Annotated in this window: 11 protein-coding genes; 6 read left to right on the top strand and 5 right to left on the bottom strand. The window is 53.2% G+C overall.

The window, feature by feature from the left end; genetic code table 11:
- Nucleotides 1-16: 16 nt before the first annotated feature.
- The 3 genes from ACPV3A_RS03145 to ACPV3A_RS03135 all read left to right on the top strand — a co-directional run bounded on the left by ACPV3A_RS03145 (nt 17) and on the right by ACPV3A_RS03135 (nt 3,804).
- Nucleotides 17-1,201 (top strand): sugar diacid recognition domain-containing protein, encoded by a 1,185-nt coding sequence (locus ACPV3A_RS03145; RefSeq protein WP_426198111.1) that lies wholly within the window; start codon nt 17-19, stop codon nt 1,199-1,201.
- 131 nt (nt 1,202-1,332) lie between these two features.
- Entirely contained in the window at nt 1,333-2,601 is a 1,269-nt protein-coding gene (locus ACPV3A_RS03140; RefSeq protein WP_426198110.1) for a GntP family permease, read from the top strand.
- Nucleotides 2,602-2,661: 60 nt separating this feature from the next.
- Complete coding sequence (locus tag ACPV3A_RS03135) at nt 2,662-3,804, top strand: glycerate kinase (RefSeq protein WP_426198109.1); 1,143 nt, start codon at nt 2,662-2,664, stop codon at nt 3,802-3,804.
- A gap of 156 nt (nt 3,805-3,960) precedes the next feature.
- Here the strand turns inward: ACPV3A_RS03135 and ACPV3A_RS03130 are convergent, their stop codons facing one another.
- The gene (locus tag ACPV3A_RS03130) at nt 3,961-4,176 is read right to left on the bottom strand and encodes a hypothetical protein (protein WP_426198108.1); all 216 of its coding nucleotides are present in this window, start codon (nt 4,174-4,176) and stop codon (nt 3,961-3,963) included.
- 128 nt (nt 4,177-4,304) lie between these two features.
- A complete protein-coding gene (locus ACPV3A_RS03125; RefSeq protein WP_426198107.1) occupies nt 4,305-5,180 on the bottom strand; it encodes a LysR family transcriptional regulator in 876 nt (291 codons plus the stop codon).
- Nucleotides 5,181-5,312: 132 nt separating this feature from the next.
- Here ACPV3A_RS03125 and ACPV3A_RS03120 point away from each other — a divergent pair, with 132 nt between their 5' ends.
- Nucleotides 5,313-6,233 (top strand): NADP-dependent oxidoreductase, encoded by a 921-nt coding sequence (locus tag ACPV3A_RS03120; RefSeq protein ID WP_426198228.1) that lies wholly within the window; start codon nt 5,313-5,315, stop codon nt 6,231-6,233.
- A 229-nt stretch (nt 6,234-6,462) separates the two neighbouring features.
- Entirely contained in the window at nt 6,463-7,326 is an 864-nt protein-coding gene (locus tag ACPV3A_RS03115; RefSeq protein ID WP_426198106.1) for a DUF4097 family beta strand repeat-containing protein, read from the top strand.
- Between the two features lie 117 nt (nt 7,327-7,443).
- On the opposite strand, the gene ACPV3A_RS03110 is transcribed toward ACPV3A_RS03115, so the two are convergent.
- From ACPV3A_RS03110 to ACPV3A_RS03100, 3 genes are all read right to left on the bottom strand, one after another.
- Complete coding sequence (locus ACPV3A_RS03110) at nt 7,444-8,145, bottom strand: MerR family transcriptional regulator (protein ID WP_426198105.1); 702 nt, start codon at nt 8,143-8,145, stop codon at nt 7,444-7,446.
- A gap of 120 nt (nt 8,146-8,265) precedes the next feature.
- Complete coding sequence (locus ACPV3A_RS03105) at nt 8,266-9,138, bottom strand: alpha/beta fold hydrolase (protein WP_426198104.1); 873 nt, start codon at nt 9,136-9,138, stop codon at nt 8,266-8,268.
- A 207-nt stretch (nt 9,139-9,345) separates the two neighbouring features.
- Nucleotides 9,346-9,972: a CGNR zinc finger domain-containing protein gene (locus tag ACPV3A_RS03100; RefSeq protein WP_426198103.1), complete on the bottom strand. Its 627-nt coding sequence runs from the start codon at nt 9,970-9,972 to the stop codon at nt 9,346-9,348.
- Between the two features lie 323 nt (nt 9,973-10,295).
- Between ACPV3A_RS03100 and uvrA the strand changes: the two genes are divergently transcribed.
- Nucleotides 10,296-12,797: an excinuclease ABC subunit UvrA gene (gene uvrA, locus ACPV3A_RS03095; RefSeq protein WP_426198102.1), complete on the top strand. Its 2,502-nt coding sequence runs from the start codon at nt 10,296-10,298 to the stop codon at nt 12,795-12,797.
- The last annotated feature ends 12 nt before the right edge of the window (nt 12,798-12,809 follow it).

The raw sequence follows: 12,809 nt of genomic DNA, 5'->3' as shown, positions 1-12,809 counted from the left end.
ACAGGGGATAGATAAGATGAGCAGATTGACGAAGGAATTGGCGCAAGAAATTGTAACGCGGACGATGCAAGTGATTCATTATAATGTGAACGTCATGGATGAACGGGGGCGGATTATCGGTTCTGGCGACCGCTCGCGCTTATATCAGAAGCATGAAGGGGCGCTTATTGCGATTGAGAGGAAGGGTCGCTTCGAGATTGACGAGGAAAGCGCGCGCAAGCTGCAAGGGGTGCTGCCCGGAACGAATCTGGCCATTCACTTCCAGGGCGAAGTTGTTGGGGTCATCGGCATTACCGGCGATCCGAACGAGGTGACCAAGTACGGGGAGTTGGTGAAAATGACGGCGGAAATGTACTTGGAGCAAGCAGATCTGCTGGAAAAAGCCCAATGGGACAAGCGGATGAAGGAGGATTTCCTTCTGTCCGTCATTCATGCGGACGGCAAGGATAATGCCATGCTGCGCCTCCAGGCGGAACGGATTGGCTTCCATCCGGATAAGGCGCGGGTTGCATGCATTATGGAGCTGACCGGTGCGCAGGACGCGAATTCATTGTCTACGCTCAAGCAGGTGGTCGAAATATTGGAGGGTCGGCCCGCCATCGACCTGATCGCCATTCGCAATACGCGCCAAATCGTGTTGTATAAGCCCCATCTCCATCCGCGGGAGCCGAACGCCGATATATGCGAAGGCATCCGTCACATTCGTAGACTGCTGGAAGAGAAGCGGATTGCGCCGCTCCGCATTGCGGTTGGCAAGGCGTATTCCGGCATCGAAGGTTTAATCGCGTCTTACCGTTCCGCGCAAGATACGATGCGGGCAGGCCAGGCGATATTCCCGGAGCAGACGGTATACTACGGCGAAGATATGCCGAATGAGACCGTGGCAGCCAACGTTATGCCCTCGTGGGTGGCGGAAGAGCTGAAGCGGCTATGGTGGCGATTCGCGCAGGAGGATAAGAGCGGGGAACTGCAGCAGACACTGGAGGCCTATTACGATGAGAACGGCGAGCAGCAGCGCATCGCCGAGCGGCTGTCGATTCACCGGAATACGCTTCGCTACCGGCTGCAGCGCATTCATGAGGCGACAGGCAAAGACCCGAAGCATTTTCCCGATTTATATACGCTGATGACGGCCCGGTGGCTAAGCGCGCTGGAAGAGAGGAAGCCGGAGAGTGAGGACGTCTGGAAGGAACATGCATGATTTGTGCATTTGAACAAAAAACATGTTCTATAAAGCGCTTTATTTCATTTTTATGCATGATGAAGCGCTTTCAGATTACAGGTACAGTAACAGTATAACGAATTGAGACAACACATTAGGGGGTCTTGACTATGGACGTATCTGTAACTGTACTTGGTGCTTTGACGGCATTGGTTGTGGCGATTGTGCTTATATTGCGTAAAGTCCCTCCGGCCTATGGCATGATGATTGGGGCACTTGCCGGGGGAATCGTCGGCGGAATCGGGCTGGTTGATTCGGTGAATTTGATGATGGATGGCGCGAAGGGCATGATTCCGGCCGTGCTGCGCATCCTGGCAGCCGGCGTGCTTGCCGGCGTCCTGATTGAATCGGGCGGCGCGAAGACGATTGCCGAAACGTTGGTCCGCAAGGTCGGCGAGACGCGTGCGCTGTTTGCGCTGGCGGTCGCGACAATGGTACTGACGGCGGTCGGCGTATTTATCGACGTCGCGGTCATTACGGTGGCTCCGATTGCGATCGCAATTGCGCAGCGCGCCGACTTGTCCCGCATGGCGATATTGCTTGCCATGATCGGCGGCGGGAAGGCCGGCAACATTATGTCGCCGAATCCGAACGCCATCTCGGCGGCAGAGGCATTCCATATTCCACTGACATCGATGATGATGGCAGGAATCATACCGGCTGTCCTTGGGCTGTTTGCCACTTATCTGATCGCGAAGCGCCTGTCCAAAAAGGGAACGAAGATCACGGGCCAGGAAAGCGTAGACGAATGCGCTGAGCAGCTTCCGAGCTTCCTGGCGGCGATGATGGCTCCGATCACGGCGATTGTGCTGTTGGCGCTACGCCCGCTGGCCGGCATCGTCATCGATCCGGTGATCGCCCTGCCGGTCGGCGGCCTCGTTGGGGCCTTGTGCATGGGCCGCATCAAGCAGATCAATCAATTTGCGGTATCGGGCTTGGGCAAAATGTCTAGCGTGGCTATCATGCTGCTCGGCACGGGGACGTTGGCCGGCATTATATCGAATTCGCAATTGAAGGATGTCATCATCGACAGTCTGGCCTCCTCCGGCTTGCCGGCTTACTTGCTTGCGCCGATAAGCGGCGCGTTCATGTCCTTGGCCACCGCTTCGACAACAGCAGGTACCGCGGTCGCCAGCTCGGTGTTCGGCTCGACGATTATGGAGCTTGGTGTTGCATCCCTGGGCGCTGCGGCGATGATTCACGCCGGGGCGACCGTCTTCGACCACATGCCGCACGGCAGCTTCTTCCACGCAACGGGCGGAAGCGTTAATATGGCGATGAAGGAGCGGCTGCGTCTTATTCCGTATGAGACCGCAATCGGTCTCGTCCTGGCCGTCGTATCGACATTGGTGTTCGGCGTGTTCGGCTGGTTCTTGTAATCTGCGGCAAAATGATTGTTCAGACAGTTGGTTAAAACTGATGGAGAGGGAGTGGAGATAATGAAGGTTGTAATTGCTCCAGACTCATTTAAAGAGAGTTTATCCGCATTAGAGGCTTGTCATGCCATAGAGAAGGGAATGCGCGCCGTGTATCCCGATGCGGATATCGTCAAGGTGCCGATGGCTGACGGCGGGGAGGGCACGGTGCAGTCTTTGGTAGATGCGACAGGTGGACGATTGGTTCACACCGAAGTGACGGGACCGCTTGGCACCCCCGTGACCGCGTTCTACGGCATACTTGGTGACGGGAAGACCGCGATTATTGAAATGGCGGCCGCCTCGGGACTAGCGCTTGTGCCGCCGGAGCAGCGCAATCCGCTTGCGACGACGACGCGCGGCACCGGCGAGCTTATTACGTCGGCGCTGAACGAAGGCGTCAGCACGATTATTCTAGGCTTGGGCGGCAGCGCCACGAACGACGGCGGCGCTGGCATGGCGCAGGCGATCGGGGTGCGGCTGCTTGACGCCGATGGCTCGGAAATTGGTCATGGCGGCGGAGAGTTGCATCGCATTGCCCGCATCGATACGGGGGGAGCCGATCCACGGCTGAAGCAGGTTGCCTTCGTGGCCGCGTGCGATGTGGACAATCCGCTGACCGGAGAGCGCGGCGCCTCGGCCGTATTTGGCCCCCAAAAAGGAGCCGATCCGGCCATGGTACAGCAGCTTGATGGCAATCTCGCCCATTATGCGGCGATGATTCAGGCATGCTTGGGCCGCGACGTGGCCCGGATTCCCGGCGCTGGCGCAGCCGGAGGGCTTGGCGCCGGTATGCTCGCATTTTTGGCCGCTGAGTTGAAGCGGGGCGTGGATATTGTTATCGAAGCGACGGGGCTGGCTTCGCATGTGAAGGATGCGGATCTCGTCATTACGGGAGAAGGCCGCATCGACGGCCAGACGATTTACGGCAAAACGCCGATGGGCGTGGCCAAGACGGCCAAGGGGTACGGAGTGCCGGTCATCGGGATCGCAGGCTCTCTTGCGGACGGGCATGAAGCGGTGCTTGAGCATGGCATCGATATGGTGTTCACGATCGTGCCCGGCGTATGCAGCCTGGACGATGCAATAAGTCAAGCCGCCGCCAATATGGAGCGTACAGTGCGCAATATGGCGATGACGTTAAAATGCGGTAGCAAGTTGGCTTGAATATTAGAGACGGGCATGATGGAATTCGAGTATAGGATTTGACTGGAATCCTGTTGCTTTGGCATTCGGATATAACGTAAACATCCAAGAGTTTACGTTGTTTCCGGTACTTTAGGGACCGTCCCATAAGCAAGTCTGCTTACTCCATGAGACGGCTCAATTGATGAAAAAAATAGCAAAAAATGGCGGTTCCAGGGAGGTCAGCCCTGTACCGCCATTTCCGTCTTTGACGTAATCCTCCTGGGCAAGAAACTGAAGCAAGCTCGTGAAGATCTTCTCCAGCACGTATCTGCACGGCGTAGCGGAGAGGACAAATCGATTCCGGACAAGCGTCAGCGTTCGCCTTTGCCCCCACATTTCATCCTTGTTCAAAACCATTCCAAGAAATGTGGGGGCAACAGCGATGGGAGGAACGATTGGTACACGGAGCGTCTTCTAACAGCAAGAAGAGGGCCTCCGGCAAGATCAAAGATCTTTTGGGACAGCCCCTTGCGGTCGTCTTACCGTGATTCCGCGTAGTATTCCACGAGGAAATCACGGAAAGAAATCGCGGCCTTGGACAAGTACCTGGATTCCAGCCATGCTATTTGGAATCTGCGGCGGGCCTGAGGCTCGCGAATGCTCAGCTTCGTCAGCTTTAATTCCTCGCCGCTTCTGCATTCCCCGATTAAAGCCACGCCAAATCCGGAACGTACCAGATCGGCTATGGTTCCGGGGTCCTCCACCTCGCAGACAACCTTCGGCAGAAAACCGGCTTGTTTGCAAAACTCATTATTCATCTTCTGATACGGATGACCTTCTTTATATCCGACAAACGATTCACCTGCAGCCTCGCTTAAGTGAATTTGATTTTTTCCAGCTAAGCGGTGGGTGGGGGGAACGGCCAAGAACACCTCTTCGACGAGCAAAGGAAAGCTGCGTATATCCGGGTGCCGGATGGGCATGGAGGTGAGAAAGAAATCAACCTCGTTATGTTCAATCGTCTGAACCATATCCTCCATCGAAGACTGGATGATATGAAAGTTGACCTTCGGATGTATGCTTAGAAACAATCTTAAGGGCTCGCGGAGCTGCTCCATGTTGGATAAGGCCAAATGAATACGCCCATGCTCCAGCCCCGCCAGATCCTCGACTTCACGCCGTCCCTCCTCCAGCAGCTGCAGGGCTGCTTTGGCTTTTGCCAAAAATGCTTTGCCATACGGATTGAGGCGGATCTGCCGGCCTTGGCGTTCGAATAACGGAGCGCCAAGATCCTCCTCAAGTCTGGCAATGGTCTTGCTGAGCGCCGGCTGAGCAATATGGAGCTCCTCTGCGGCTTTGGTCATATGTTCAAGTCTTGCTACGGTTATAAAATACTTCAGCTGTAACATTTCCATTCCGGTTCACCGTCCTTGCTTATATACTCCAGTATATGTATACATAGATATTTTTGTATTTTTTATTATCTATCGATGATTATAGAATGATCTCAGAAACAAGATCAAGAGATTCATGAAAGGATGATCGATATGAAAGCCGTGGCGTTTAGTACGATTGGACCGCCGGATGTTCTGCATGTCATGGAATTTGAAGATCCTCAGGCCGGTAACGGTCAGATCAGAGTTAAAATCAAGGCAGCTGGCGTACAGCCAGCCGACTGCGGGATAAGGGGAAGCGGCTGGGCACCCCCTAATGTGACATTGCGGATGCCGCAAATCCTGGGCAATGAATTCGCCGGAACGATAGATCAGGTAGGTGAGGGGGTCAGAGGTTTTGAGGTTGGTGAGGACGTCATTGGCTGGTCTTTACTCGCCTGTTACGCGGAGTATGTCGTGGTTAGCGCCGATCAAGTGGTTCGTAAACCGGATTCGATGCCGTGGGAAGAAGCGGGTGTGCTAACTGCATCCGGGCAAACTGCCCATACGGCTCTTCAGGCGTTAGAAATTGGTCAAGGCGATACCGTTCTGATTCATGCGGCAGCAGGTGGCGTCGGTTCTTTCGCCGTCCAGCTCGCTCGTGCCTGGGGAGCCCGGGTCATCGGAACGGCAAGCGAGCGAAATCATGATTATCTTCGTTCACTGGGTGCTGTTCCTGTTGTCTATGGCCCAGGCCTTGTAGACCGGGTCAAGACCGCCGCCCCAGAGGGAGTCAGTGCCGCACTGGATGCCGCTGGCGAAGAAGCGCTGCTGGCCTCGCTGGAGCTTGTCGGCGACCGGAGCCGCATCGGCACGATTGTAGCCTTCGATCGGGTAGAAGAGCTGGGAGTTCTCGCGATCCGCAGTCAGCGATCCAAGGATCGATTGGCCGACCTGGTTCAGTTATATGAACAAGGCAAACTGCTGATCCATGTGTCCCGGACGTTTTCTCTGAGCGAAGCAGCAGAAGCGCATCGCACTGTGGAGTCCGGCCATGTTCGGGGGAAGGTCGTGCTGCGGATAGACCAGCCATGAGATGGAAGTCATCGCCTTTGTCCCCGAATTTCAGCCGTTACAAAACAACGATTGACATTTGGGGGCAGCAGCGATGGAGGCATGATTCGGATGCGCGGCGTCATACAAAAGGCGGAGGAGGCGTCCCAGACTAAGGTCCAGGTAGAAACTGGTCCGTGGCAGCGTGTCAATTTTTTCCTTCACGATATAATGGACATATACATATAGAGGAATGGACGTGGAGGATTTAATGAAGAAACAGAGTATGATGGCAGTGAAAATCTCATCGTTGTTGATATTTGCTGTCCTGGTAGGCTGCGATGCCGCCAATGACGCGGAGGAAGCAGTAAAGCGGGAGCTTGATCAATTGGCACAAGTCGGGAATATGGCCGGCGATTCAGCGCTAGCTATCAGTGATCAAGTAAAGCGTGAAGGGAAAGAGTTCGAGTTGACGACGGCTCAGGAAGCCGGAGCAGCCGAGGGATTGGCCATCGATCATGCGGTAGGCAATATTGAACTCATCGCTGTACCCGGTCATGAGATCAAAGTGAAAACCACTGACAACATTCGTACCCAGATTACGGAGCAGGCCGCTACTTCCTTTACGCTCAAGGACGACATCCTGGAATTAAGAACGCACCCTAGGGAGGACTCCAGCAAGAGTTTATGGGATTGGTCGCAGAAGCAATTTGGAGACTCCGGATTCATGATAGATTATGTAATCGAAGTGCCGGAAGACATGCGGAATATCCACATCAAGAATGATGTAGGGAAGATTCGGGTGAACGAATTGAAGGGGGCTTTTGAACTTCAGTTGGGAGCCGGGGAAATTCAGCTGGCCAAAACGGAAATCAAGGGCAATTCCAAGATCGTATCCGAAGCGGGCAGCGTGAAGCTGGATCTTGAGCAGATCGATAAGGACAGCACGCTGACGGCCAACACATCGGCAGGTAGCATCACGGCCACGTTTGCGCCGTCCATGAAATTCACGCTGGATACCGAAACCGAGCTTGGACAGATTACTGGAGCAAGCTGGGGGCAGAGCGACGTAAACGGCGGGGGAGCGAAAATATCCCTGACGACCTCCGTCGGTTCCATTAAAGTTAATCCATAATCGGCACAGGATGAGGGGGATCAAGGATCAATAAACATAAAAAAACAATCATGGATGTAGTTCATCCTTGATTGTTTTTTTTGTATGTTAAACAACAATGTACATAGGGAGTGGACTTTACATTAATTTCAGCACTTGGCACAGCTGATATAGATAGTGCACGCCGCGTATCTGGTTATGGTTGCGGTAGTTGAGGTATACAAGCGTGTCCTTGAGCACGCGTCTGGCATTATCGACTTGATGATGCTCAAGTTCATGCAGTACGTCTTTGATGACTTCCAACGGGTAATTGGCCGAGCGGAGAATCCGAATGATCATGATCTGCCGGATCTGGGCGCCTTCGAACTTTCGATAGCCGTTTTCCCGATCCCGAGGCAGAATCAGGACGCCTTCCTTCTCCCAGTGGCGGATAGCCGAGGTCGGAACGCCGGTTTCGGCCGCAACCTCCCCGATGGTCAGCTTTCTTTTCCGCCCACGGGCATCGACAACGTCAAGCTGCTCGGTTTCCAGAATGCGGATGGTCCGCTCCGCAAGGACTTTATCCTGCTGCAGATTGGCCTGCACCTCGTTTACAATCCAGAGCGCTTCATCCAGCTCGTTCTCCTGCAGCTTGATCATCACTTGCTTCGTGACGTCTACGCCGAAGCCGGGAAACATGGCTCTTATGCATTCGAAGTATGCGGCATGCTCCTTCGTATACACCCGGTATCCGTTCGGGGCACGCTTCGCAGGAGGGACAATCCCCCATTTTTCATAATGCTTGAGCGCACTTGTGGTAATCCCCAGTTTCTTGGCTATATCAATCGGTCTGATACCCATGACGGTCCCCCTTACCTCATGCCGGATCTTCTGAATCCTTGTTTCTGGGGGATTGTATCATGAAGAACGGCTCAATGAAAAGCCTGCCGGGAAATAGCTTATATCATTGTCATGCTCATATTATGAAGATTGACGTTCCAGGAATGCCCGGATGTAACCAATGATTTCCGGTCCATGTGACTCCAACGCAAAATGCCCGGCATCCTTCAGGATGTGAAGCTCGGCATCGGGCAGATCGCGCAGATACGGATGGGCCCCGTTCTCAGGGAAGATATGGTCGCCTTGCCCCCACACGATAAGGGTCGGCGGCTGCGCATCGCGGAAATACTGCTGCCAAGCCGGATATAAGGGCGGATTTGATCCGTAATCCAGGAACAAATCCAGTTGTATTTCCTGGTTCCCGGGCCGATCCAGCAGCGCTTGATCCAGCGTATAGGTGTCGGGGCTAATGAGGGACGTATCACGGACGCCATGGGTATATTGCCATTTTGTTGCCTCGATGCTGGTTAACGAGCGGAGGGCTTCGCGTTTATCCGGATTCGCGGGATCTTCCCAGTACGCTTTAATGGGATTCCAGAATTCCTCGAGCCCCTCCTCATAGGCATTCCCATTCTGTATGATCAGCCCCCGAACCCGCTCGGGATGGCGTGCTGCAATCCGGAATCCAACAGGTGCGCCGTAATCCATAAGGTAGACGTAGAAGCTCTGGATATTTAATTGGTCGAGCAATTCCTCGATGAGCTGACTGAAATGGTCAAAGCTGTACTGGAATTGTTCATGGTCAGGCGCACTGCTGTAACCAAATCCAGGATAATCCGGTGCAATCACGTGGTACTGATCGGCAAGAGCCGGGATCAATTGACGATACATTTGACTGGAAGTCGGGAAACCATGCAGCAGCAGGACAACAGGCGAGCCGGGAGCCCCCGCTTCACGGTAAAAAATATCCAAACCTTCGATTTGAGCCGTGCGATACTGGATTTTATGATTCATCGGATAAATGCCTCCTTGAATTATCTACGAATTTTTATGATGCAATTGTTATGTAGAGCCTTTTGAATGGTCGTAATGATAAGAAGAAAAACACCACCTCATTTAATTTATTAACCATCTAAATGTGATTAAGGGGATTATATACCTTAATTATTAACCTGTAAAGCATTATTTTGGGTATTAAAAAAGGAATCTTAGATGATTTATCTAAGATTCCTTCGGTTGCTGCTGTTTCTGACGCTCCAGATAGGCAGCGACCTTCATGCGGTTCCCGCATGTTCTTGGGCTGCACCAGCGCCTTGTACTATTTTTGCTATTGTCGTAAAAGCGAAGCACGCACGCCGGATTTTCGCATTTTTTCACCAATTTCAGGTCATGGGTAGTTAAAAAATCAACGGCAGATGCGGCGACCGGGGTCAACAGATCCAACGGCTTGCGAAAAAGCATTCGGCTTTTGCGGCTGTACGCGTTCCCTTCTGCCACCAGCGTTGTGCGAAGGATTTGCTCCTTCAGCAGCCCATTGACATACTGCAGGCTAGCTTCCGTTGAGGTCTCGTTCACGCTGCCCGGCTGAATCAGATTAAAGAGGTGGCCGCGGAGCAACCGGGCAGCTTCCACGATTCCGGCTTCCTCCTCGGCGCCGTTATATACCGCCTTGCGCAGGTTGCGCTCAACCTCGGACAGCAGGTTGGCCTTCACCATCCAATCCAATAAAGAATCGAATGTATCAAGCAAATCCAGAGGTTGTCCATCAACCGCAATCTTGGTATTCACGAAATCCAGCATGGGATGGTTGCCAATAAAATAAAATTCGGGTGCGATTTTTTTCGGCATGGTTACCGCTCTCCTCAAAACATACGATAAGTATTATTTGTAGCCCATTATATAGTCAATGCTGTGTTTATACAAATGGAACGGCATCAAACATTATACATAAACCTTAAAGCTCCGTGACGGCTTTTGATCTCGAAAACGGCGATAGATCAACCTTTTTCCGTTTGGAATTTTGTACTTGCATCAATGTTGTAAGATGGGTTTGTAAATTGAAGGATTGGAGCCAGGCTTCCAAAACGAAACAGTATGCTTGCGAAGCGAGTTTTATTGCGAGGTTTCTCAATGAAGCTAAGCTCCACAAAACTTTTAGGAGGTTGGGATAAATGGAAGGAACGATTAAGATTCGCGGTGCCCGGGAGAACAACCTGAAGAATGTCTCGCTTGAAATCCCGAAGTACAAACTGGTTGTCATGACAGGCCCGTCCGGCTCGGGCAAGTCCACGCTCGCAATGGATACGCTGCAGCGGGAGTGCCAGCGGCAGTACATGGAATCCATGGGCATGGTGTCGGACTCGGTCAGCAAGCCGAAGGTGGATTCGATTGAAGGACTATCCCCGTCAATCAGCGTGGGACAGCACATTACGAACCGGAACCCAAGATCCACCATCGGAACGGTGACGGATATCTACACACTGCTTCGAATTCTGTTTTCTAAGCTTGGTGAACGTACTTGTCCGTCGTGCGGCGATACGGTGATACCTCATGTGGAGGGAGAAGCCTATCACGGTCTGGCTGAGGAGGAAGAGATCAGCGATTCTCACGAGACGGTTCGTTGTAGGCGATGCGGCCATGGTCTCGAAAAATTGACGATGTCGCATTTTTCCTTTAACAAGCCGGAAGGCGCATGCGAAACATGCAGCGGACTCGGTCAAACGGTCAGTCTGAACATGGAGGCTGTGTTTCGTCCGGAATTAAGTTTAAGGGACGGCGGGGTGGCAACGTGGTACAGCGCTCTTACCGATTATAACACCACCATTCTGAAATCGGCAGCCAAGTATTACGGGTTCGCGTTCGATGAGTTCATGCCGCTTCGGGACTATGACGAGGTTCAGCGTGATCTCCTGTATTACGGCGTAGAGAGCGAGCAGTTCAGCCGGCATTTTCCTGACGTCAAATCGCCGAAGTCCGTAGGACAAGGCAAGTACGAGGGTGTAGTCACCGGGATATGGAGAAGGTACCGGGAGAAGGGAAGCGAGTCCGGTGAAGCGTCCCTGTTTCATGAGCACCTTTGTCCGGATTGTCACGGTACGAAGCTGAAGGAGGACAGCCGCCGCGTCCGGGTGGATGGAGTCTCCATTAACGAAGTCAACGCCTGGTCGATCGGGGAAGCCTTAAATTGGATGGAGGCGCTGCTGAGGAAGCTGACGGAGGACCAATTAACGATTGTGGAACCGCTCATTCATGATTCCGTTGTCAGACTAAAACGCATTATGGATGTCGGGCTGGGTTACATGTCCATGGAGAGGCAGGTCGTCACGATGTCAGGCGGAGAAGCCCAGAGGCTTCGACTCGCATCGATTCTGGGATCAGGCCTGACAGGGGTACTGTACATTTTGGACGAACCGACAACGGGACTGCATCCCAAAGATACCAGGGGACTGATCCAGGTTTTGAAACAACTGAGGGATCTGGGCAACACGGTGCTCGTCATCGAGCATGACGAAGAAGTGATGCGGGCCGCTGACCATATCATTGATATCGGACCGGGTGCGGGAACGATGGGCGGTACGGTTGTCGGTCAAGGAACGCTGGAGGAGCTTATCCATCATCCCACATCCGTGACCGGATCCTACTTCCGCGAGAACACGATGCTTACGGCACCGAATCGGCGCAGGGCTGGAAACGGAAGCCTGCTGACGATCGAGGATGCACATTTAAGAAATTTGAAACACATCACGACCTCTTTCCCGCTCGGCTGTCTCATATCGGTGACAGGCGTATCGGGATCTGGTAAATCCACGCTTTTGTTTGATCTTCTGGCGGAATCCGGAAGCGATCAATCAACTCCAATCGGCTGCAAGGCCATCACGGGTTGGGAATCGGTAGGGCAGCTGATTACGGTTGACCAATCACCGGTATCCCGAATGCAGCGCTCCAACATTGCTACGTATACCGATGTTTACACTCATATCAGAAACTGGTACGCCAGCTTGCCGGAAGCCAAGGAGAGTCAATTGACGGCCAAGCACTTTTCCTTTAATACACAAGGCGGGCGCTGCGAGACATGCCAAGGACTTGGCGTTGTGTCGGTGCATATGCACTTCCTTCCGGAGCTGGAGGTACGTTGTCCGGATTGCAAGGGCAAGCGGTTTAAGGAAGAGGTTCTGCGTGTGACCTATAACGGCTGCACCATCTCCGACATTTTGGATATGACGATTGAGGAAAGTCTGTCGATTCTGGAGGATCGGCCGAAAATCATGGAATTGACCCGGCTGCTCTGCGATGTCGGGCTTGGGTATTTGAAGTGGGGGCAATCGGTGAGCACTTTATCCGGCGGTGAGGGACAGCGGATTAAATTGGCTAAGGAGCTGAGCAAAAAGACCAAAAACCACACGCTGTATTTGCTGGATGTGCCTTCAACCGGGCTTCACCCCGGAGATGTCCGGCAGCTGCTCGTTCTGTTGAACCGCTTGGTGGATGCGGGGAACACCGTGATTTTGGTTGAACACAATTTGGACCTGATCTGGCATTCGGATTGGCTCATCGATATCGGGCCTGGCGGAGGAGCTGCCGGCGGGTCTGTCGTGGCGACAGGAACGCCTGAGGAAGTAGCGGCTGTGGAAGCCTCGTTCACCGGCCGTATTATCAAAGAAATCTATATGTGACGGCTGGATGCA

It is taken from the genome of Paenibacillus sp. Dod16, assembly GCF_049893405.1.
Taxonomy (GTDB): domain Bacteria; phylum Bacillota; class Bacilli; order Paenibacillales; family Paenibacillaceae; genus Paenibacillus_AQ.
This window is presented reverse-complemented; position numbering and strand designations above follow the sequence as displayed.

What these genes read in the sequence shown, in the direction of transcription:
- ACPV3A_RS03145 (WP_426198111.1), top strand. Translation starts at nt 17, where the DNA reads ATGAGCAGATTGACGAAGGAATTGGCGCAAGAAATTGTAACGCGGACG.
- ACPV3A_RS03140 (WP_426198110.1), top strand. Translation starts at nt 1,333, where the DNA reads ATGGACGTATCTGTAACTGTACTTGGTGCTTTGACGGCATTGGTTGTG.
- ACPV3A_RS03135 (WP_426198109.1), top strand. Translation starts at nt 2,662, where the DNA reads ATGAAGGTTGTAATTGCTCCAGACTCATTTAAAGAGAGTTTATCCGCA.
- ACPV3A_RS03125 (WP_426198107.1), bottom strand. Translation starts at nt 5,180, where the DNA reads ATGGAAATGTTACAGCTGAAGTATTTTATAACCGTAGCAAGACTTGAA.
- ACPV3A_RS03120 (WP_426198228.1), top strand. Translation starts at nt 5,313, where the DNA reads ATGAAAGCCGTGGCGTTTAGTACGATTGGACCGCCGGATGTTCTGCAT.
- ACPV3A_RS03115 (WP_426198106.1), top strand. Translation starts at nt 6,463, where the DNA reads ATGAAGAAACAGAGTATGATGGCAGTGAAAATCTCATCGTTGTTGATA.
- ACPV3A_RS03110 (WP_426198105.1), bottom strand. Translation starts at nt 8,145, where the DNA reads ATGGGTATCAGACCGATTGATATAGCCAAGAAACTGGGGATTACCACA.
- ACPV3A_RS03105 (WP_426198104.1), bottom strand. Translation starts at nt 9,138, where the DNA reads ATGAATCATAAAATCCAGTATCGCACGGCTCAAATCGAAGGTTTGGAT.
- ACPV3A_RS03100 (WP_426198103.1), bottom strand. Translation starts at nt 9,972, where the DNA reads ATGCCGAAAAAAATCGCACCCGAATTTTATTTTATTGGCAACCATCCC.
- uvrA (WP_426198102.1), top strand. Translation starts at nt 10,296, where the DNA reads ATGGAAGGAACGATTAAGATTCGCGGTGCCCGGGAGAACAACCTGAAG.